General features: G+C 60.0%; 18 protein-coding genes. 1 reads left to right on the plus strand and 17 read right to left on the minus strand.

Annotated features, from left to right (window positions below; translation table 11 throughout):
- Window positions 1-44 precede the first annotated feature (44 nt).
- The 3 genes from PL640_RS14700 to PL640_RS14710 form a co-directional block, all read right to left on the minus strand.
- Entirely contained in the window at window positions 45-707 is a 663-nt protein-coding gene (locus tag PL640_RS14700; protein ID WP_271362399.1) for a DsbA family protein, read from the minus strand.
- Window positions 708-741: 34 nt separating this feature from the next.
- Window positions 742-1,470 (minus strand): L,D-transpeptidase, encoded by a 729-nt coding sequence (locus PL640_RS14705; protein ID WP_271362400.1) that lies wholly within the window; start codon window positions 1,468-1,470, stop codon window positions 742-744.
- A gap of 168 nt (window positions 1,471-1,638) precedes the next feature.
- A complete protein-coding gene (locus PL640_RS14710; RefSeq protein ID WP_271362401.1) occupies window positions 1,639-2,577 on the minus strand; it encodes a phytanoyl-CoA dioxygenase family protein in 939 nt (312 codons plus the stop codon).
- Window positions 2,578-2,708: 131 nt separating this feature from the next.
- Here PL640_RS14710 and PL640_RS14715 point away from each other — a divergent pair, with 131 nt between their 5' ends.
- The gene (locus tag PL640_RS14715; protein ID WP_271362402.1) at window positions 2,709-3,581 is read left to right on the plus strand and encodes an AraC family transcriptional regulator; all 873 of its coding nucleotides are present in this window, start codon (window positions 2,709-2,711) and stop codon (window positions 3,579-3,581) included.
- 277 nt (window positions 3,582-3,858) lie between these two features.
- On the opposite strand, the gene PL640_RS14720 is transcribed toward PL640_RS14715, so the two are convergent.
- From PL640_RS14720 to PL640_RS14785, 14 genes are all read right to left on the minus strand, one after another.
- Window positions 3,859-4,971 (minus strand): endonuclease/exonuclease/phosphatase family protein, encoded by a 1,113-nt coding sequence (locus tag PL640_RS14720; RefSeq protein ID WP_271362403.1) that lies wholly within the window; start codon window positions 4,969-4,971, stop codon window positions 3,859-3,861.
- Window positions 4,972-5,092: 121 nt separating this feature from the next.
- Window positions 5,093-6,487 carry an FGGY family carbohydrate kinase gene (locus tag PL640_RS14725; protein WP_271362404.1) on the minus strand — a complete coding sequence of 465 codons (1,395 nt, stop codon included), beginning with the start codon at window positions 6,485-6,487 and terminating at the stop codon, window positions 5,093-5,095.
- Window positions 6,487-7,749: an FAD-dependent oxidoreductase gene (locus PL640_RS14730; protein WP_271362405.1), complete on the minus strand. Its 1,263-nt coding sequence runs from the start codon at window positions 7,747-7,749 to the stop codon at window positions 6,487-6,489. Before PL640_RS14730 ends, PL640_RS14725 begins: the two co-directional genes overlap by 1 nt.
- A complete protein-coding gene (locus tag PL640_RS14735) occupies window positions 7,746-9,143 on the minus strand; it encodes an NAD(P)/FAD-dependent oxidoreductase (RefSeq protein WP_271362406.1) in 1,398 nt (465 codons plus the stop codon). Before PL640_RS14735 ends, PL640_RS14730 begins: the two co-directional genes overlap by 4 nt.
- A gap of 180 nt (window positions 9,144-9,323) precedes the next feature.
- Complete coding sequence (locus tag PL640_RS14740; RefSeq protein ID WP_271362407.1) at window positions 9,324-10,118, minus strand: ABC transporter permease; 795 nt, start codon at window positions 10,116-10,118, stop codon at window positions 9,324-9,326.
- Between the two features lie 12 nt (window positions 10,119-10,130).
- A complete protein-coding gene (locus tag PL640_RS14745; RefSeq protein WP_271362408.1) occupies window positions 10,131-11,009 on the minus strand; it encodes an ABC transporter permease in 879 nt (292 codons plus the stop codon).
- Window positions 11,006-12,079: an ABC transporter ATP-binding protein gene (locus PL640_RS14750; RefSeq protein WP_271362409.1), complete on the minus strand. Its 1,074-nt coding sequence runs from the start codon at window positions 12,077-12,079 to the stop codon at window positions 11,006-11,008. Before PL640_RS14750 ends, PL640_RS14745 begins: the two co-directional genes overlap by 4 nt.
- Before the next feature lie 276 nt (window positions 12,080-12,355).
- Window positions 12,356-13,396 (minus strand): ABC transporter substrate-binding protein, encoded by a 1,041-nt coding sequence (locus PL640_RS14755; protein ID WP_142840624.1) that lies wholly within the window; start codon window positions 13,394-13,396, stop codon window positions 12,356-12,358.
- A 62-nt stretch (window positions 13,397-13,458) separates the two neighbouring features.
- On the minus strand, window positions 13,459-14,124 hold the full coding sequence (locus tag PL640_RS14760) for an RraA family protein (RefSeq protein ID WP_046801596.1): 666 nt from the start codon (window positions 14,122-14,124) through the stop codon (window positions 13,459-13,461).
- 14 nt (window positions 14,125-14,138) lie between these two features.
- Window positions 14,139-14,921, minus strand: a complete 783-nt coding sequence (locus PL640_RS14765; protein ID WP_271362436.1) for a carbon-nitrogen hydrolase family protein — start codon at window positions 14,919-14,921, stop codon at window positions 14,139-14,141.
- A 147-nt stretch (window positions 14,922-15,068) separates the two neighbouring features.
- Window positions 15,069-15,977, minus strand: coding sequence for a LysR family transcriptional regulator (locus PL640_RS14770; protein ID WP_142840627.1), 909 nt, complete (start codon window positions 15,975-15,977; stop codon window positions 15,069-15,071).
- A 481-nt stretch (window positions 15,978-16,458) separates the two neighbouring features.
- Window positions 16,459-18,189: an ABC transporter ATP-binding protein gene (locus tag PL640_RS14775; RefSeq protein WP_271362410.1), complete on the minus strand. Its 1,731-nt coding sequence runs from the start codon at window positions 18,187-18,189 to the stop codon at window positions 16,459-16,461.
- The gene (locus PL640_RS14780; protein WP_271362411.1) at window positions 18,189-19,982 is read right to left on the minus strand and encodes an ABC transporter ATP-binding protein; all 1,794 of its coding nucleotides are present in this window, start codon (window positions 19,980-19,982) and stop codon (window positions 18,189-18,191) included. The genes PL640_RS14775 and PL640_RS14780 overlap by 1 nt, the downstream gene beginning before the upstream one ends.
- 7 nt (window positions 19,983-19,989) lie before the next feature.
- Window positions 19,990-22,164 (minus strand): TonB-dependent receptor, encoded by a 2,175-nt coding sequence (locus tag PL640_RS14785; RefSeq protein ID WP_271362412.1) that lies wholly within the window; start codon window positions 22,162-22,164, stop codon window positions 19,990-19,992.
- Window positions 22,165-22,227 lie beyond the last annotated feature (63 nt).

Below are 22,227 nucleotides of genomic sequence, written 5' to 3' on the forward strand. Positions count from 1 at the left end.
ATGGTTTCAGCCCGACCGGACCTGAAACCATCATTCTCCGAACGTTAAGCCTGTTCACGCGCTCTTTTGAAAAGGTCGGTAAAGGCTTCCGCGCTTTGTACCGCACCGGGGACGAGGAACTTGCCGATGATGAAAGCAGGCGTTCCCGTCAATTGCAGCGACATCGCTTGTTCATGATTGCGCGCAAGCAGATCATCGATCTCCGCCGCTTTCGATTTCATGTCGCGCTCGAGGCGGGCAAAGTCGATACTCGTCGCACGCACGGTGTCGCGCATCTCGTCGGCCTTCACCTTCGGCGTCTTGATCGCCATCAGCGCATCATGGACGATGTGATAACCGTCCTGATATTTCGCCGCCAACGCCAGTCGCGCTCCCTCGACGGAGTCGGGCGTTATGATCGGCCAGTCCTTGTAGACCATCCTGACATCCCCGTCTGCCGAGACCGCATTGCTCATGGGAACGGCCGTCTTTTTGCACCAGGGGCAATTATAGTCGAGAAAGGCGACCATGGTGAGCTTGCCGGCGGGATTGCCGGAGACGGGTGCCGCCGGATCACGCAGGATCATCTCGAGCTTCAGACCGTTGGGTGAGGCTGCTGTCGGCGATGCGACGGCCGAGACCACCGAAATCGAGCCGAGGAGAAAGGCACGGCGTCTGAGCCCGGCAAGGGCTGAAACATCCGCGCGGTTTCGAACATCATGTGCCATGGTGATGGGCCTTCTTTCTTTTCCGTATCGGTCGTCAGGCGGCGAGTTGCTGGCGTTTCAAGGGGTCGGGAATAACCACGATGGTGCTGCCGTCCCTCACATTGTTGAAGAGGTCGATGACATCCTGGTTCAGCAGACGGATGCAGCCGGAGGAAACCGCCTTGCCGATCGAAAACGCCTCCGGTGTTCCGTGCAGGCGGTAAAGCGTGTCCCGGCCGCCCTGATGAATGTAGAGCGCCCGCGCGCCGAGCGGGTTCTTGAGGCCGGGTGGCATTCCGCCATTGGCGATGCTGTAGGGCTGGAGGCTGGGCTGCCGCGCCACCATCTCGTCCGGCGGGGTCCATTTCGGCCATGCCCGCTTGTAGGCGACAATCGCCCGGCCGGCCCAGGAGAATCCGTCCCGGCCGACGCCAATCCCGTAACGGGTCGCCTTGCCGCCCGGCAGAATGTGATAGAGAAACTTGTTCGGCGTATCGACGATCAGTGTGCCGGGCTTTTCGTCAGTCGGATAATCGACGACCTGCCGCCAGTAGCGGGTGTCCACCTGCTTGATGTTCACCGCCGGGATCGGGAATGTCTCATCGGGAAGCGCCGCATACATTGCCGGCGTGACCGGCGCAGGCGTCTCGGGCAAGGGGTCGTCGTTCCTCGACAGCGTCGCCGGCTTTGGCGGCTGACCGGATGTGGCGCAACCCGCCAGCAGGCCCGCAAGCCCAAGGGCAAGAAGGTTTCTGCGGGTGGTGAAAATCGGGATGTCGTGCATTCTGGGCTGTGTCTCCTATTCGGCGACACATAGCCGGCCCCCACCTTAAGCCAGTCTTAAGGCCACCACCCGCACGGCAATTCGTCCGGATCGGCATTACTGCGGAACACCGATAAGATAAATGACCGCCCCTTGGGACGGTCATTTCCTTTGTGTGTTCGATGCAATTCACCAGCGGGTCAGGCCAAGTAGCTTTTCACCGAGCGGGTTGAGCCTGGCGGTTTCGGCATGGCGTTTCTCCCATTCACGCGGATCACCGGGAAAGGCGTCGCGCTGCGGATGATCGAGCTCCTTCCAGAGCCGGATTCGCTCCTGCCGTTCTGCCTCATTGTCGAATTCTGCCGGGTGCATGGAGATGTATTGCGCCATGCGCACGCGGCCATCGGAATGATTGGGACGCACGCCGTGGGCAAGCAGCGAGTTGAAAATCATCAGATCACCAGGTTCCATATCGATATTGACGACGGAGAGGCCAGCCATATCCGGATGCATCGGATCACGATCTTCCGGCTGCGTCTTCACCCATTCGTCAAAATGCTCAAAAAGATAGGGAACGCACTGAAAACCGCCGACATCGCCATCCTGTTTCTGCAGGCTCAGCACGCCCTGTACGCCGATCGGCAGCGGACGGATGGACGTATCCACATCCCAATGGATGAAACCGTTGGGATTGCCCTTCACCTTTTTCGGCGGATTGAGATTGGCGCGGTCGATGGTGACCCACAGATCCTCCCGGTCCCATATGTCGACGAAGACGTCATAGACCCGCTGCTCCACGCGATTGTCCCAGAGATACTGGTGATTATAGATCTCCAGCATGCCGGTATTGTTCAATTCCTTCATCTTGTGTTCGCGCCTTTGCGGCGCATACCAGGTCGAAGCGTCGGCCGGGTCCTTCTCATCGAATTTCCAGAGCAGATCGACAAGGCGTTCCACATTCGCCGCAGGCACCGCCTGACGGACAATGATATAGCCCCTCGTCGTCCAGTGCTGCCAGTCCGCTTCCGACAGGACGCGCAGCGGCAAGGTCTTTCTGATATCCTTGAGCTGGGTCGTGGCGGCCGTCGTCGGATGGCTGTCGCGTTTGATTGCTGCGGTGGATTGCATGTCGTTCTCCCATCATCATCTCCCTGACCGTCAGGCGATAAAAGAAAAGCTACGGCTTTCCGGGCGGACGTGTTGTCCGCAGACGGACAATACTGATACTATTCCAGCGTATAAATCCCAAAAGGCGCGGAATGAGACCACATCTCGAACATCTGCCGACATCACCGGATTCATCCTGGAGCAGGCTCAACCGGCGGCTTGACGACGCCATTCCGTTCGAATGGCACCACCATCCCGAATTCGAGCTGACATTGACGCTGAATTCCCGCGGGCAGCGGTTCGTGGGTAATCATGTGGCCGATTACGATCACGGCGACCTCGTGCTCATTGGCCCGAATCTGCCGCACACCTGGGCATCACGTGACAAACTCGATCCGGCTGAACCACATGTCGCCCTCGTCTTCTGGTTCAGGAAAGAATGGATCGAAGGACTGGCCGACGGATCGGTGGAACTGGCGCCCGTCAGGCGTCTCATCCAGAACGCCGCAACCGGACTGGCGTTCGATCCCGCGCTTGGCCGGTCTCTGGCAGCTGATTTTGAAGCGATATTTTCCCGTCCGCCAGTCGGGCAGCTGATCGGACTTCTGAATATTCTGGCGCGGCTGGCGGCAGAGGACAATGGCACGCCCCTGTCAACCGTCGTGCCGCAGCAGGTGGAAGGGGACCGCTCGCGGATTGACCGTGTCCTGATCCATCTGCACCGCCACTACCATGAGCCGCTCCGCATGGAGCAGATTGCCGCAATAGCCGCTCTCAGCGAATCCGGCCTGCACCGAATGTTCAGGAAACATACGCAGGTCAGCATGTCGGATTATCTGATCGGCCTCAGGGTCGGCGAAGCCTGCGCCCGGCTTTCAGGCACCACCCAGCCAATCCGACATATCGCTGCCGATGTCGGTTATGCCTCGCTGGCCAATTTCAACCGTCAGTTCCTGCGTCTGCGCGGCATGACACCGCGCGACTATCGCGCCTCGTTTCAGGGCGGTGGCAGAAAAACCCGGTAACGCAGCAAAGCTACCGGATTGCCCCTATGCCGCAGCGGCCTGCGCTACTTCGCACCCTGCCCCAGGCGGGGTACAGGTCAACACATCAGGCGAAGCCAGCAAATTTGGTCTCGCGCCCGATGCCGTGGCACCCTTTCTCAAGGAATTGACCGCATTCGACGCAATACGCCCGCGGGGTTTCATGACCCTTGCAACCTTCACACCTTCTCTGTCGCCGATCGCGCGCGACAGATCAGCCCACCGCGCCCCGGATCAGTCGGTTTCACACCGGCAACATTCAAATATCAAGATCAACCCAGAGCGCGGCATGGTCGGACGCGGCGTCCTCCTGACGCTTGACCTCGCCATAACTTTCCCACTTCTTCGGCCGAACACCCGGCCACATGCCCTTGCGGAACACGCCGCCATCCTTGACCTTTGCAAAAAGGGCGGGAGACAGCAGGATATAATCGATCTTGTTGGAGGCCGTACACCCGCCATAGGTGCCGGGGTAACCACCATCATCAAAAGCGTCATGCTTGAAAATGTCTTTTAACGAGGTGCCGCCAAGAAGTGGCTCCAGCGGATCACTGCCGGGAGTATCGTTGAAGTCACCGACAACAGCGACATATTCGACGCCCTGTTCAATCAGTTTCTCGTAGATTTCGGCGATACGCTTTGCCTGTGCCTTTCGCTTGGCATCCGACTTGGCCTTTCCGCCATACCCCTTGCTCTTGAGGTGATTGACCATGACGACAAGCTGAGCGCCGGCGGGCGTAGTGATTTCATATTCCGGGCAATCGCGCGAAAAGATCGCTTCACCGTTCGGTGTGCAATCATCGACATGGCTGTGCATGGCACCGATGGGATAACCTTTGCGGGTCATCATGCCGACATCGATCCCGCGCTCGTCATTGCCGTCGATCACCATCACATGCCGAAACGGTGTGCCGCCGATCGCCGGCAGGATCTCGCGGTTGAAGGCAGAAAGCACCGGGCGGCTCTCGACTTCGACGATGCCGAGCACGTCGGCCTCGAGATCGACCATCACCCGCGCGGTGTTGCGCATGGCGTGCTCGTTGACCGGCTCATCCCGCAGTTCCAGCGACCCGACCCAGTCGGCCCGGCCATCGGCAACGACCACGACACCGCCCGCAGTCGGCCGCTTGAGCAAACCGCCACGGTTTCGGCGAAGGATAACGAAAGGCCCCGTATCGGACTGCTCCATACCCAACTCGACGACGAGCCGGGCGATCTCGACCTTGTCTGCGTCACTATACTCGATCTGACCAAGCAATTGGTTCAGCGCCGCGAAATGCTCCAGAACCGGCTTTCCCTCTTCCCAGCTGCCAAGGTTCATCGCTTTGGCGCGATCAAAGAGGTTTTCAACGTTGTAGACAGCAAGACGCATCTGATCCTCCCCAGGTTGCGGGGATGATGCACGTTTTACATTTCAAAGACACGACAGTTCGATCTGGCAGAGGAAATTCACGACCAGCACCCCGATGGGCAAGATCGTCCTCGCGAAAGCTTTAAGCATTTCGCCAAGTCCGCGCATTGCCCACGGCACGTGCGAAACGATCATGATCCGTGGCATCAACCGACCCATCGGGCATGAATATCTCGGTATCGTTTCGCATGGCGGCGACGTCGACACCGCACAGCTCCGCCAGACCGAGCGCCGTCAACTCCCGCATGTCAGGCACACAGATGGTCCGGCCGCTGGCGGCCGCCAGAAAACGGGCGAAATACCGACTATTCGACAGGCCACCGTCGATGGAGATCGTGTCACCGATGGGAGTTGCAGCCGGCATCGCATCGATCAATCGCACCGTCAGCATGGCAATACCTTCCAGCAGCGCACGCACCATATCACGCCGCTCGGTGGCATGGTCCATCCCGATGAACAGCGGCACGGCCTGTCTGTCCCAATAGGGCGCCGCAAGGCCCGAAAATGCGGGCACGCATACAAGGCCGCGCCGAATGGCGGATGGTCCCTCGAAACCGTCGAGTTCGGCATTATCGGTATATAGACCGATCTTTCGCGCCCATTCGAGCGCCGCACCGGCGTCGTAGACCCCTCCCTCGATAGCGAAAACGGCCGGCGCGCCTTGCCTGTGCCAGCCAATAGTCGGCAAAAGCTCCCCCGTCAGCGGCCGCTCGTTGCCAGCAACAGCCAGCAGGAAAGCGCCCGTGCCAAAGGTTATCTTGCAATCACCGGCTTTGCGGCAACCATGCCCGTAAAGCGCCGCCTGCTGGTCAACGATGGAAACGCGGACAGGCGTTGCCTCGATTGCGCCGAAACCACCATCGACGGGGCCGATGGCGGGCAGGCAATCCAGCGGCACACCGTGAAGCATGCAGAGTTCCGGGCTCCAGTCTCCGGTTGCCAGATCAAGCAGCCCGGTGCGCGAAGCTGTCGCAAGATCGGTGCGGAAACAGTCGGCCAGCCGATCCAGAAAAAACGCATCGGTGGTGCCCAGCCGCAACCGCCCCGCCGCCCTTGCCTGCGTCACCGCTGGATTGTGCTTGAGCAGCCACGACAGTTTGCTTGCCGAAAAATAGGGATCGAGCGGCAAGCCGCAAATCTCTTTCGAACGATCCAACGCCGATGGCGGCAGAGCGGCAAGAACATCGGCGGTGCGGGCATCCTGCCAGACGATAATTGGCGACAGCGCCTCACCGCTCTCGGCGTCCCACGCCAGGCAACTCTCGCCCTGATTGGCGATGGATATGGCATCCACCGGCCCGGCAGTGGCAAGCACCGCGCGGATATTGCGCAACAGTTCCTCGGGGTCATGCTCCACATGGCCGGGCGCCGGATAGAACTGCGCGTGACGCAGGCTGGAGACGACCTGCGCCATGCCATCGCCGACCACAAGGCATCGCGTCGATGTTGTTCCCTGATCGATCGCCGCAATGCGCATCAATTTGTCTCCCGAAAGTCAAAGGCAACCTGGCTTGCTTCAAGCGCAGAGCGGGGAATGGGCACGAGCACACGGCGCTCCGGCAGCCACAGGCCGCTCTTGCTCCACACTTCCGTTCCATCAAGATGGAGAGAAAGCCGGCCTCGAACACGTTTGGTAAAACGCAGCTGAAAGTCGCGAAAAGCTGGTCGGTCAAGCCCTCCCCTGCGGAGCATGGTGGGTACCACGAGTTTGACCGGCTCGGTGAAAGTGACGGGTACCATCAGGTCATTGCAGGGTTCGCGGGCGAGATCGTCGGCAACGGCAGCACCCACGCGGCTACCTTCGCGAAACGACCAGCCGCCCGTTTCCACCGCCCGCAACAGGTTTCCGCTGGCGAAAAAGATGGGGTTAGCCATCCGGCCGTCCTGATCGATCATCGGCCCGGCGCTGCCTGCCGCCACATCGACTGCGGATGCATTCAAAAGCGCCGCCTCCGGCGTGAACCGCCCTGTCAGAAGAATACCATCGCACTTGACGGTCAGGAGATGGCCATCCGCCAGCCGGATGTCCGCCTCCTCGACACGGCCGCGCCCGCGAATGTCCATAAGCACTGCACCACAATGAAACGGCACCCCGACCAGTCGCGGAAACCATTGGAAAGGCGATCGTGCCAGCGGTTCCGGCTCAGGCTCGATCATCGCCACAGGCCGCGCGCGATGCGCCAGACAGGTCAGAAGCGCAGAGAATGAAACCAGTTCAGAACCAATGATAAGCGGCCGACGAAAGGGCATGATGCCATGAAAGGCAACATAGGATTGCAGCGCGCCGGTGGTGATCACACCCACCGGCCGGTCGCCGGGCAAAAGCAGCACCGAGCGCGGTTTTTCCCGCGCGCCGGTGGCCAGCACGATGCGCCGGGCCTTCACGCTCTCGACACCGCGCGCCGATGTGACCAGCAATGCGCCACCCTGTCCGAGTTCGACCACGGAATGACCGGTGCGGATATCGACACCGGCATCCTGCGCTTCCCTCTGCAGGCGTCTCGCATAGGCCGGGCCGAAATAGACGCGCCCGAATTCACGCATGCCGAAAGGCGAGTGCGAGCAATGCCGGGGCGCGCCGCCAAGGGTCGGCTCGCGCTCGAGGATCATCACACGCGCAATACCACGGGCTTTCAGCTCCAGAGCCGCCGCCACGCCCGCCGGGCCGCCGCCAACCACGATGACATCGGTACATGAAACGTCTTCGCGCTCTTGCTGAAAAAGCGTCACGCTACTCATCGCTCGTCTCCCGCACTGACCGCAAGCGGTACGGCCAGACGGTCACCCGTCATCGCGGCAAGCCGGGCGTTGCAATAAAACCCCTGACAGCGCCCCATGCCGGCGCGGGTGCGCCGACGCAGCCCGCCGAAATCGCCCGGCGGCACCGGACTGGAAAATGTCGCATCGATCTCGCGCCGGGTGACAAGTTCGCAATGGCAGACGATTTCGCCATGATCGGCACGCTGCCAGTCCCGCTCGCAGGTTTCGGTGAGGTTTGGCATCGTCACCTCAGGCACGGAGGAAGGCAGGTCAAAGCAGGTGCCGAAACCTGCATGGAGCGTCAACGCATGCTGCGCCAGCCCGAGCGCAGCGCTGAGGCCCGTGGAACGCACGCCGCCGAGCGTGATCGCCCGCCGGTCCGGTCGCGCGGAAATCCGGTAATGTTTCTTATCAGACGCCGGGCGCAAGCCGGCATAGACGGCGGTCACGGAAATGGCGGCCAGTGCCGGAACGATCTCCGCGCCGCGCTTCAGCAGCGCTTGCAGCGTCGCCGTCTCCACGGTCGCACGCTCGCGATCATCCTGCTCTTCCGCCGTCGGGCCGATGAGAACATTGCCGAAGGCAGTGGGACAGACCACAATGCCCTTGGTGATTTCGGTGGGAACGGGCAGGACGATGCGCGGCACATGCCGGCGGGCGGCCTTATCGAGAACGACGAATTGTCCCTTACGCGGCATGATGGTGAATTCGGGGAGAAGCCCCAGCCGCGTATCGACCATATCACCAAACAGCCCTGCGGCGTTGACAACGCTTGCCGCAAGGATCGGACCCGCCGTCGTCTCGATCCGCCACGCGCAATCGAACGAACCCGAGAGGACTTCGGCATTGCGCACCAGCTGCGCCCCCAATTCCACGGCCTGCGTGAGATAGCCGAGCGGCGCGGACCACGGATCGATGATGTGTTCACCCGAAACTTCGAGCGCGGCGGCAAGATGAGTGGACAGGCCGGGCATGGTTTCGCGGGCCTGCCGGGCCGTGAGCAGGTCGAGTTCGGCAATGCCGTTGCGCCGCCCCTGCTCGGCAATCGCCGAAAGTCTCTCCGCCTCATCCACATTCCAGGCACAGACAAGTGCACCGGTCTCGACGAGGCTGAGGCCCATCTGCCCGTGGATGGACAGATATTCCGCCCGCCCCGCCTTTACCAGTTCCAGTTCCAGACTGCCTTCCGGCGCATCGAAGCCGGTATGAAGAATGGCGCTGTTGGCCTTCGAAGCCCCGGAGAGAATATCAGCACCCTTCTCAATGACGACCACTTTCGCACCGGCCAGAGCGAAACGACGGGCGACCGCACAGCCGACAACCCCGGCACCGATGACGGCAACGTCGAATTCTGTGGAGAGGTTCTGGACCATTGGCTTCCCTTACCTTCGTGGTTCAAAAACGAAATCAACAGACGTGACGCATCGCGCCAATGCAGCGTGCGTTCATCAACGGGAATGAAATTAGTGCTGGTTTCAGTCCGGCAAAGCTGGCGCTGACCCTTTGAATTCAACCAGCCTTACGAGGAATATTTCTCGATATGCCTGCCGCCCTTATTTGACAAAAGTCTTCGTCAGGCCCGCCGTTCGGTCAACGATCAGGACGACGGCAAGCGTCAGCACGATCAGAAGAACGGAAATGGCCGCAACGAGCGGATCAGCCTGGGTTTCGACATGCTGATACATGGCGACTGGGAGCGTTGTGATGCGCGGACCGGTGAGGAACAGCGAAATCACGGCCTCATCGAACGAGACGAGAAAGGAAAGCGCCGCCGTCGCGACAACGCCCGGCGCGATCATCGGCATGGTGATACGGCTAAAGACGGTGAACGGCGATGCTCCGAGCGTCGAGGCGGCCTCTTCGAAGATCAGCGGCAGGCCGGCGAGCGACGTGGTGAGCACACGCAAGGCATAGGGCAGCACGATGATGAGATGCGCGATCACCAGTCCGGTGAACGTGCCGAGCAGACCGGCACCGGCAAAAACGATCAGGATCGCAAGGCCGAGAACGATGGTCGGCAGAAGCAGGGGCGCAGTGAAGAAGGCAAGCAATGCATCTGCGCCGATCACCCGCATGCGGACGATGGCGTAGGAGGCGGGCAGCGCAATCAGCATCGACAGCACCGTGACGATGACGGCGAGGAGCGTACTGGTGCCCAGTGCGCCAATCATCTTGGAATTGTGCATGAGCTCGATATACCAGCGCAGGCTCCAGCCGGAAGGCGGAAAGGTCATGTAGCTGTCGGCTGAGAAGGAGATCGGCACGACGAGCACCACGGGCGCGAGCAGAAAGAGGAACATGACAAAGGCGACAATTTTCAGCGTCAGCGGAACGGGACGTTCTTCCATCTTCGATCTCCTTTACAGAACCGCCCGCAGAAGCCGGGAATAGAGCACCAGGGCAGCCCCGAAAATCACGAGGATGATCATCGAAAGCGTTGCGGCAAGAGGCCAGTTGAGCGTCACAATGGCCTGATCATAGATTTCCGTCGCCAGAAGGAAGACACGGCCGCCGCCAAGCAGCTTGGGGGTGATGAACGAGCTGACGGCCAGAACGAAGGAGAGCAGGCAACCAAGCGCCACGCCGGGCATGGTGAGCGGCACGATAATCCGCCAAAAGACTTTCCAGGGCGATGCGCCGAGCGTTTCGGCAGCCTCCTCGACCCGCGGATCAAGCCTGCCAAAACCGGCGAGCAATGCGAGGATCATATAGGGCATCAGGATTTCGGTGAGGCCGATGACGACGCCGACCTTGTTGAACAACAGACGCACGCCGCTTTCAGCACCCAGTGCGAAGAGGATGTTGTTGATGAGCCCGTCATCCGCAAGGATCGCGATCCAGCCATAGGTGCGCACCACCGCCGAGGTGAGCAGCGGCGAAATGACGAGCACAAGCAGCAGTGTCTTCCAGCGGCCCTGCGCCCGGTGAAGATAAAGAGCGATTGGATAGGAAGCGATGAGCGTCAGAACCGTAATCATAAGGCTGGTCAGGATGCTCTGGCCGATCAGTTCGATATAAAAACCGTCGGTGAGCGTGGACGACCAGTTTGCAAGCGTGTGGGCTTCCCCGAGACCGCCGCCGCCGAGGCTCTCGCGGAAGGAAAGCAAAAGCAGATTGAAGACGGGCATCACGAAGGCCAGACCATTGACCGCGATGATCGGCCCGAGAAGCAGGGTGGCGAGAAACACCATGGAGGACGTGCGGCTGCCGGGAGCCGTGATCATGACCGACGCCGTCATTGGTTTGCTCCGAAAACCAGCGTGTCCTCCACGCGCCAGACGAGACTGACGGCGCTACCCGCCGCAACCGGTGTTTCGCCGCCGGAGGTCGCGCGCTCCACGGACATAATCTGCCCGCCTGCGGCGATCTCGTAGTGGAGAATATCTCCCGCATAATAGACATCGCGAACCTCGCCGGCGATGCGGTTGACCGGCGCTCCATCGAAATCAGGCAAAGCGTCGCCAGCAACCGTCATGGCCATGCGATGCGGCCGTACCATCAGGTCGATCTTGCCGGCGTGTGAGCCGGGCGCACGCAAAACCGCATCGCCGACCGTGATGCGATCGCCGGCCGCGTTGCCCACCAGCCTGTTGGTGCGGCCAACGAAGGAAGCGACGAAAGCCGTCGCCGGGCGTTCATAGAGATCGTGCGGTGTGCCGAGCTGTTCCAGGCGCCCGCCGTTGAGGACGGCGACCTTGTCGCACATGCTGAGCGCCTCGACCTGATCATGCGTGACGAAGATGGAGGTGATGCCGAGCTGTTTCTGGATACGGCGGATTTCGGCGCGCATCTCATCGCGCAGCTTGGCATCGAGATTGGAAAGCGGCTCATCGAACAAAAGGATGGAGGGCTGGATGACGAGGGCGCGCGCCAGTGCGACGCGCTGTTGCTGGCCGCCGGAAAGCTGGGCGGGACGTCGGTCCTCGCGCCCTTCCAGATGCACCATGGCAATGGCTTCACGCGCACGGCGTTCGGCCTCGGCAGCCGGCACCTTGCGCATTTCAAGACCGAACATGACGTTCTTGAGAACCGTCATGTGAGGGAAAAGCGCGTAGCTCTGGAAAACAAGGCCGATGTCGCGCTTGTAAGGCGCAAGCTGCGTCACGTCCTTGCCGCCAATCGAGATCGAGCCTGAAGAGACGGGAGAGAGGCCGGCAATCATGCGCAGCGATGTCGATTTGCCGCAACCCGAAGGACCGAGGAAGGCAACCAGTTCGCCCTTGGGAATCTCGAGGTTGAGATCATCTACGGCGACCATGGTCTCGTAGCGCTTGGTCAGTGAACGAATCGAGAGGAATCCGGGCTGCATGATGTCTGAAGTTCCCATTCTGGCTTTTTGCCTTTCTCCAGGACATGTCCGGCCGGTTAGGCGCGGAAATGGCCTGTCCCTTGATCTATACAGTCGCAGCAGAACTTCGCTGCGCTGTTTAACGGCGTTTCCCGTATCGCAGACATGCCAGGCCAAAGGGAATGCATGTCCGTCTTACCCCCTCCGCCGACCCCAGTGTCGACAGAGGGAATGTGTTGTTTTGTCCTTCCGCAGTGCATGAGTGATGCGGAATATCTGCCATGCTGCACGAGAGCCTTAGCGGCTGAGCGGAATGACCTTGCGACGCCAGTCCTGTGTGATCTGATCGCGGACCTTTGAAAGCCCGATCCAGTCAACCGGAATAACCTTGTCCATCGCCTTGATGACCGTGCGCTCGCTGACATCGTCGGCAACGGTAGCCTTGGTGTTGGTCGGCGCATAATACATGGCGGCGGTAAAGGCAGCCTGCGCTTCAGGGCTCAGCGCATAATCGACGAATTTGCGCCCCGCCTCCGACGATGGGCCGCCCTTGACGAGATTGAGCGTATTGATCTGGAGGATCGTACCTTCCTTGGGAAGCGCAACCTTCATCTTGCCCTTGGAGCCATCGGCATTCACCTGGCTGCGGGCATTCCAGCCCACGCCCAGTGAAACCTGGCCGTTGACGACATTCGGATAAACTTCCGGCTTCGGCTCCCAGGTCTGAATGTTTGGCGCAACTTCAGCCATCGCATTGATGCCGGCGTCGATATTCTTGATGAAGTCAGTGCCGCCATTCATGTGGTCCATGATGATCGTCGTGCCGATACCGACAATATCGGGCGCGCTCAACATGGCGACTTTCCCCTTGAGGGCACTGTCCTTCAGAGCGTTCCAGCTGTCCGGCGCGGTCTTGATCGCATCGGTATTATAGATGAGCACAAGATTGTCGAACGTCACACCAACGCCGGCCACGCCTTCAAAGCGGGCGTTGGGATAGAGGTCGGCGACGTTCTTGGTCACGCTTTCATCGATCTTGTCGAACAGACCTTCATCCGTACCGGTTTTGGCAACGGAGACGTCCATTAGCGCGACATCGGCCTGCGGCGCAGCCTTCTGGGCGCGCAGCGAACCAAGCATGGCGGCGGAACCCTGCTGCGGGAAATATTCAACCTTGATATCCGGATTGGCGGCCATGAAAGGCTCGATGACGGCCTTGGTGTAACGCTCCTGGAAAAGGCCGCTATAGCCAAGGAACGTTACAGTCTGCTGGGCGTGCGCCGGCAGAGCGGCCGCGCCAAGCATGAGAATCCCGCTCAGAAGTATAGATTTCTTCATTGTCCTGTTCTCCTCTATTATTATTGGGAGTGGCGGACTGGTCCGCCACCCGTAAGGCGGTGTCAGGCGCTCAGCTTGGCCTGAACGAGCTTGTTGGCGCCGGAAATATCCGGCAACTTCTCGCCGTTGCGCAGACGCTCCAGAAGCACGAGTTCAGCTTCCTGCATGCCGATGGCGCGCTCGGCCATGGCGCGGGCCTGGCTCGGATGAAGGGCGACAACGCCGCTTTCATCGCACAGGATCGCATCGCCCGGATTGATCATCTGGCCACCGACGCTGATCGGAACATTGATCGCCCCTTCAAGGCCAAGGATCTTGGTGGTGATCGGCGAAGGGCCGCGGCACCACATGGGCATATCGACCTTGACGAACTCCGAAAAGTCAGTCGCCGGTCCATCGACCACGCCAGCCTTGACGCCGGCCATTTTCATCGTGTTGGTGATGACGCCGCCCCAGCAGGCGTGGCGGGTATCACCGCAGCGATCGATGAGTACGATATCGCCCGGACGCACAATCTGCGTCAGGTAGTGAAGCATGGTCGAATCGGCGTTCGGGATGCGCAGGGTGACGGCGGTGCCGGCCACCCGCTTGCCCGGAAGAACCGCGCGGATTTCCGGATCGACGAAACCGGAATGAAGCACGTGGCCGATCGTTGCAACTTCGACCTTTTCCAGAAGTTCGACGATATCGGCGTCGATCTGCTCCGGCATTGGATTGACGATAAACATAAGTCTTTCTCCGATCAGAGCACGTGGTGGTTTGCCACCGGCACGTTGGCGCGCACCTTGGCCGAATAGTCGAAGTCGAGGGCAGCGCCGGCGGTCCCGACAGTGTCGGAGCACTGGGTGATGATGTGGCCCCAGGGATCGATGACCATGGAATGCCCCCAGCAGGCCTTTTTGCCGCCCGCATGGGTGCCGATCTGGCCGACAGCCAGAAAATAGGTCTGGGTTTCGACGGCGCGGGCGCGGGCCAGCACTTCCCAATGGTCCTTGCCCGTCATCAGGGTGAAGGCGGCCGGCAGAACGATCACGTCGGCCCCCCTGTCCCGCAGGGCGCGGAACAGTTCCGGGAAGCGGATATCGTAGCAGATACCGCAACCAACCGTCTTGTCGCCGACCTTATAGGTTACGACGTCTTCGCCGCGGGCAACGGAGTCGGACTCACGATAGCTGATGCCGTTCGGCGTATCGACGTCGAACAGGTGCATCTTGCGGTAACGGGCGATCTGCTTGCCTTCAGGACCGAAAACGAGCGTCGAATTGTAGAAACGGTTGCCTTCCTTCTCGACGATGGAACCGGCATGCAGCGTGATCGCGTGCTTTTTGGCGAGCCCCGAAAGCAGCGTATAAATCTCGCCATCGGGAAATTCTTCCCCGCTTTCATGCATCTCCTGAGGATTATCTCCAAGAAATGCAAAGTATTCTGGAAGAACAACAAGGTCAGGATTATCCGCCTTGACTGCCTTTTCGATAAGATCGGCAGCCACCTTAAGATTTTCTGCCTTGTCGTTCTGGGTATTCATTTGAACAAGTGAGACTTTCACGTTGCTCTCCTCTCATGTTGCGAGGAGAATTAAGAACGGGAACGGTTTTCATGACAAACGGAAAAACTCTATCGGAACCCATAAGATAAGCTTATAGATTAATCATTTCGTGTTGCAGCGCAAAATTTAGGCGGCAACAGTCATCCATTGTGTGGTGGTTTCACTGACGATTTCCGTCGCCATGTCGGCAATGGCCCGGGCGAGCGCGTTGTCGCCACGTTCCTGATAAACGGTGTGGAATGTCAGGGGCGGTACAGACGGCGCGATATCGAGGATGCGTGCTTCGCCGGACTTGATGATGCCGTCCACCAGCACGCGCGGCAGAGCGCCAACGCCGACCGCCGCCGCCACGAGGCGGGTCATGATCGACAGGGAATTGGAATTATAAATACGGCTGTCAGACAGTCCGTGGGCATCGAGCAGCGCACGCAATGCCTGATGCGGCTGAGAGCCCGTCGAGAAGGTAAGTAGCGGAAAATGCGCGATATCTTCAAGCGTGACACCTGTTTCCGGCAATGGCAGATCAACCGCGCCAACCCAACAGGACTCGAACGTACAGAGCGGTGAATTATAGATGTTCGCCGCCATGACCGGTCCCATTATGAAACCGACATCCACTTCACCATTTTGAATGCGCTGGGATAATTTCAGGCTGGTATCGATGGTCAGATCCAGGCTGACACCGGGATATTGTTCGTTCATTCGACGAATGAGAAGTGGCAACCAGGCATAGACAATGGTGTCCGCAGCACCGATACGCACGGTACCTCTCAGCGCCTCACGACTGCTCACGATCTGCCGGAACTCCCCGGTCAGGTTGACGATCTTTTCGGCATGCTGCAGCGCCAGACGACCGGCCGGCGTCAGGTTGACGCAGCGCACATCGCGGGTGAACAACACAACGCCAAGCTCTCGTTCCAGAGCGGCAATCCGGTTGGACACCGACGCCTGAGTGGTGTGCAAACGTTCCGCCGCTGCCGAAAAGCTGTTCAACCGTGCAGCCCAGAGGAAGGTTTCGAGAAATCGCGTATTCATGAGGTAAAATCTTCTCGCATGGCTCCGCGATCCAGCAATCCAATGCCGGCTTCGTCTTGCCCTTGGCCCTTGTGGTTCGAGTGTCAGTATGTCCGATGCACACGCCCATAAGCAAGGGATCAGAGCCGAGTCGCTTGGCACGATGGCGGAACGCTCATCAAGCTGCCGAGCTCAGTTATTTTCCGCTCCTTTTCCGGCCTCCCGAAACATCAGATGTAAGCCAACCCGAGCCCCTTCATGGCTGAAGCTTCAACAGGCCCGATGGCCCCCGGAACGGATGTGGATTAAATAGCGTCCTGCGGTGTTCTCCTGGGTATGACTACGCGCATACAAAGGAGCTTGCGCCGTGAAATCCCCTGTTCCGCATCTTCCTGCTTGTGGCATTGGCTTGCACGCCCGCGTCTGCCAATCCGTTCTCATCCGCCAAGGGGCGGTGATATTCTACTCTGGCAGGCCGAGCTTCACCGTTCGTCTGAAACAACTACTGGTGTATCGCCATCGCCCAGCTCTCCATGACAGTCGAGCGGTTCCAAAGCCGGCGGTAATCCTGTGAGGTTTGCAGGAGGACTTCGTGCGTGTCATTCGCCACCATCGCACCGGCATCCAGAAGAATGATGCGATCGGCAGCGATGATCGAGGGCAGTTTGTGAGCGATGACGAAGAGAGTACGGCCGATGGCAAGTGCCGAAATTGCTTGCTGGATCGCCTCCTCGTTTTCCGGATCGACGGCCGAGGTCGCTTCGTCGAGGAGGATGATCGGTGCGTCCTTGAGGATTGCCCGAGCGATACAGATGCGCTGGCGCTCGCCGCCTGAAAGCCGGGCGCCGAGCGTGCCAACCATTGTGTCATAACCGTTCTCGAATTCCATGATCGTGTCGTGCACGACAGCCGCCCTTGCCGCTGCTTCGACCTCGGCGTCGGACGCGGATGGCCGACCGACGCGGATATTGTCGGCGATAGTCTCGTTGAAAAGCAGGGTTTCCTGGAAGACCGGAGCGATCATGGAGGCGAGCACCTGGTCATCGATTTGCCGGATATCCCGACCGCCGATGCAGATCGTCCCATCATCCGGCTCGAAAAAACGCATGAGAAGTTGCAGGCAGGTGGTCTTGCCACTGCCATTGGCACCGATCAGCGCAACCATCTCCCCCTGCTTTGCCGAAAAGGAGATGCCGGAGAGTGTCGGCACCTTCCGTCCGCCATGCGTGAAAGAGACATTCTCATAGCATATGTCGAAGGTATCAGGACGGCTGTCGGCATGCGATACAGGCGCCGGTACAGCAAAGATGGCATCGATATTCCGCCGCCCGATGCGGGCGAGTACCAGCATGGCGGTGAGGCTTGCGAAGTTCCGCGCCGGGACAATCGCCGAAACGATCAATAGTAAGGCGACAACCTTGTGAATGGTATCGGCGCCCGACGTCTCGCCCAAGGTGAGAACGGCGATGAGCATGGCAATGGCGGCCGAGAGCTCGATCGCCATGCGAAACAAGATGGCAATCGGCGTCATCTGACGGATGCCGCGCCAGGCGCCATGGCGAAGCTGGGCGACGTTTCGGGCAAAGTCTTCCCCTATATCGTCTTCACCTGAGAAGGCGCGCAACACCGAAACACCTTCCGCCTGTTCCTGCATCGCCAGCGAAACGGCAGCCAGGCTGCGCCCACGGCGCTCCAACCCGGTGGCCAGCCGGCGTTGCGCGAAAACGAGGACAACGAATCCCACAATCATGGCGGCAACAACTGCAAGACCAGCGATTGGCCAGAAGAAGAGCGCGCCAATCAGGCAGGCGCAGAGTGCTGCTGCATTGGCGGCTATCTCCGGCCGGGTATAGGATGCATGGTTTTCAAGCCAGAGCACGTCTTCTGACACGGCCTGGATAAGCTTGCCGCCTTCGATCGCCCGGAAGGCACCCAGCGGCATGCGGATCAGGTGTGCAAGGATCGCCCGTCGCAAACGCAGCCCACCGCCATAGGCTTCGGCATAGAGTTTTCGTAAAGCTGGCCAAAGCAGCAGGCGCCGGGCAATAAAGATCAGGAGCAGGATGCCGGCGCACCAGAGAGCGGAACGTCCTGAATTTCCACCAGCACCCTGCCACAGGAAAACCGCGGCAAGAAGTGGTTGAGCGACGAGCAACAGGCCATCGAGCATACGCCCGAGCGAAGCCGCATCCAACCGAATGCCGAGGTACAAGAGAGGATCGCGGTCCGCCATCAAAGCACCCTGCCATTCTCAAGGACGAAGGATCGGGCGGCAGTATGCGAACGCCATTGCCGGGCATAGGCGCCGCCGAGGGCAAGCAGCGTGTCGTGGTCGCCCTGTTCCATGATGCGGCCGTTCTCCAGGTAGACTATATGGTCGAAGCCGCACACGGAGGAGAGGCGATGGGCGATCGCGATGACGGTCCGGCCTCTTGCCAGCGCATCCAGGGCCTGCTGGATTTCATGCTGGCTATCCGGGTCGAGATAGGCCGTTGCCTCGTCCAGCACGAGGATCGGCGCGTTCTTCAGGATGGCCCGGGCGATCGCGATGCGCTGCTTTTGTCCGCCCGAAAGCCCTTCACCCCGGTCAAGGATAGTGTTGTAACCCTCGGGCAGCGCCATTATGAAACTATCCGCCTGCGCGAGACGTGCGGCTTCGACGATCTCGTCCTGCGTCGCTCCTGGCCGGCCGAGCGCGATATTGTCGCGGATCGTTTGTGAAAACAGGAACGACTCCTGAAACACCGGGGCAAATTGCCGAGCGAGTTCATGCTGCGGGAAAGAGCGGATATCACGGCCGCCGAGCGTGATGCGGCCGATATCGGGATCGAAAAAGCGAAGCAGGAGCCGCGCAAGGGTCGACTTTCCTGAACCGCTCGGACCGACAAACGCCACGCTTTGACCGGTCTTGATATCCAGGTCTATATCCTCCAGCGAGAAACCATCTTCATAAGCAAAACCAAGTTTTTCGAAGCGTATATCCTGCCCGTTTTGCAGTCGATCCGGAATAACCGGCAAGTCTGGCAACCGGAGCAGTGCATCAACGCGTGCCAGCGAGGCCTGCTGGATGCGCAGCCGCCCCATCGCGCCGAACAGCCGCGCGCCAAGCGAGGAAAGGGTGAAGCTCGCAAGCAGGAAGAAGACGAGTACGGAATAGCCGTCTGGCAGCGGATGGAGCCACAGGCCAAGTGGCGCAACGATCAAAAGCGTCGAGGTGATGGCAAGGAAAAACCAGTTGTTGCTGGACGCGGAGAAGGAAAGCCAGCGGCCAACCACGTCGTCCACTTCCTGGAAAGATGCCTCCGCCCGGCGAAGATCGCCCGGGCCGATACCATAGGCCTTGATGACGGGCACCATGCGGATCGCCTCCTGCAAAGCAGCATCGACCGCCGTCTGCGCCGCGACAAACCGGCGGGACAACCCTCCGTCATGCCTCAGGATCATGGAAAAAGCGATAAAGCCGGCCAGAACCGGCAGGAATGCTGCAATGGCCAGTCGCCAGTCGAGGAACAGCATGGCAATGCCGATAGCGAGCGGGGCGATCATCACGGCAACGAGGTCGGGGATAAGATGCGCGATGCCATCCTCGATGCGCTCGACATCCTCCATCAGCGTGCGGCGGATTTCGGCAGCCTCGAAGCGCTGGAGAGCACCGAGCGGTGTGGACCAGAGTTTCCGGCCTATCGCAAGCCGCGTCTGCGCCTGCACGTCGATCGCCACCCGATGCGATAGCAGGTTCGATACCATCTGCAGGAGGCAGGACAGTACGATCGATCCCAGAAGCCCGGCCGACCAAAAGATCGCGCCGTCGCGATCTCCCGCGATGAGCGCCGCCACCGCCAATGCGACCAGCACGGCGACAGCTGTTTCGAGCACCGCGGAGAGGATCGACGCCGCGATGACGATACCCATCCAGCCACGATACCCCTCCGTCAGTCGCCAGAGATGGCCGGCAGCCCCACCACCGGCAACGTCGTCTCCCTGCCCGGCCTCTTCGGGCATGTCACCTAATGCATTCTTCGCCATCTTGGGCTCAGAACTTGATCTTGAAGCTGCCGCCGAAGGTCAGCGGGTCACCCGGCGAAACCAGCGTGCCGACACCGAGATTTGCGGCGACCGTGCGGTAGTCGGTATCGCCGATGTTCTTGGCGAAGACATAGGCCGCATAACGGTCATTCTCCAGTCCGACATAGGCGTCTATGAGGCCATAGCCTTTCTGCTGGATCGTGTTCTGCACGTCGAAATAGTAGCTCGACCGATAACGGTAGTTCACGCCGACCTTGCCGACGAGGTCGTCAAGGCCCGTTTCCCACTGGTAGGAGAGACCGGCCGACCCGGTGAAGCGTGAAACGAACTGCTGCTGGTTGCCGCTGACATCCACGGCGCCCGATCCATTCAGCGCACGCGCATTGCGGTATTCCTTGTAAGTCGCATCCGCGTAACCAGCGCCGGCCGTGAGCGACCAGTGATTGTCGATGTCGAATGCGGCGGAGAGTTCGCCGCCGAAGGACTGGCTCTGTGGCGCGTTCGAAATCGGCGTGGCGCCCGTCAGCCCATTGAAGCCCTGGACTTGCTGGTCTCGCCAGTCGATGTAGAACAATGAAGCCTCGACCCTCAACCGGTCGTCCAGTGTCGCCGACTTCAGGTCTACCTCATAGCTGGTTACGCTTTCCGAATCGTAGGCCCCTTCATCACCAAGGCCGACGAAGCCGGAGTTGAAACCGCCCGACTTGTATCCGCTCGAGACACCGCCATAGAGGTTCAACCCCTCCATCGGCGCAAATTGCAGGCCGATGCGTGGTGTGACGTAGGTTTCGGAAAGCCGGGCGTTGTAACCGCGCGCAAAGGTTCCGGTCAGGCCAAGCAGTTCAGCGGTCTTGTTGGCGGTGAAGTCGTAGTCGAAGGACTTGCGGTCATGGCCGATACGCAGACCGCCAAAAACTTTCCATTGATCGTTCAGCGCGTAGGTCCCGTCCGCAAAGCCCGAAAGCGAAACCGTGTCGGTATCTCCACGGGTCGAAAGCGTCGCAGCTCCACCAGTGAACGTGCTGTTGGCGCCATAGGTGCGCGAGCCCTCCGAGAACTCGCCATAAAGTCCGGCGACCCAGTTAAAGCGCTCGTTGTCCTCGGAGACATAACGCACTTCCTGCGACCATTGACGATAGCTGCCGTCGAACGGATTGTCTGCACGGTAGCGGAAATTTGGGAAGCCGAGGGACTGGAAAAGTCCGTCATAGGCCGCGAAATATCCGAGCGGAAAGCCGTTGCCGCCGACATCCACCGCGCTTTTCTGAAAGCCGGTGATCGAGACGATCTTGTCGCCATTGTCGAGGTGGTAGGTGAACTGGCCAGAGACAGTCGCGAGATCGCTTTCGATGCGGATCGGATCGTCAATAGCAACTCCCCGCCTGCCCTTGAGGAAATCCGCTTCCGGCATACCGAGCATCTCGCCGTCCAGCACCTGGCGCTCGATATCGACGATACCGAGGAATTCGAGGTTATCGGTGAGGTCGCCGGCAATGCTGACGCGACCATGCACATCCTTGCCGCCGCCGAGATCATCGTCATTGATGGTTGAATAGAGGGAGCCGTCGGTCTTCGAGACCGAAAGGGCGCCGCGCGCTGCCCAGCCATTGTCACCAATCGGCGTGTTGAAGATGCCGGTTGCCGTCGCCGTGCCGAAGCGACCATATTCAACTCCGAGTTCGCCGCCGGTCCGGTCGGGATCAGGCAGGTTGGAGATGATGTTGACCGAACCGGCAATATTGTTGCGGCCATAGAGCGTACCCTGCGGTCCGCGCAGAATCTCGATACGGTCGACGTCGAGCAACGTGCCGCTATGAGCCTGTGCGCTACCGATGCCGACACCATCGAGATAGACGCCGACAGACGGGTCGCTCTCGATAAGCGCAGAGCCAACGCCGCGGATAGCGGTGAAGGATGTATAGAGTTTCGCCGTGACGGCACCGGTCTGAGCATTGGGCGCGGCAGCGATGGCATCATCGCGGCGCTTTGTCTTCTGAAGCGCCAGCGTCTCACCGCTCTCCACCGCGATGCTTGCAGGCACGTCCTTGCTTTCCGCCGTGCGCTTCTGCGCCGTGACGATGATCGGTTTCAGCACGGTCGTTTCCGTCGCCTCCTGTGCAAGAGCAATGACAGGCAGGCTGGTGCTTGCCAGAAGCGTGGCAAACCGTATGGCAGTTTTCATGATCAATCCCCGGACCCCAGTTCGGCGCGGATTATCGCGGTGGATGTAAGAAGGGTCGAGAAG

This window comes from Agrobacterium sp. ST15.16.024 (genome assembly GCF_027956545.1).
In the GTDB taxonomy this organism is placed as follows: domain Bacteria; phylum Pseudomonadota; class Alphaproteobacteria; order Rhizobiales; family Rhizobiaceae; genus Agrobacterium; species Agrobacterium cucumeris.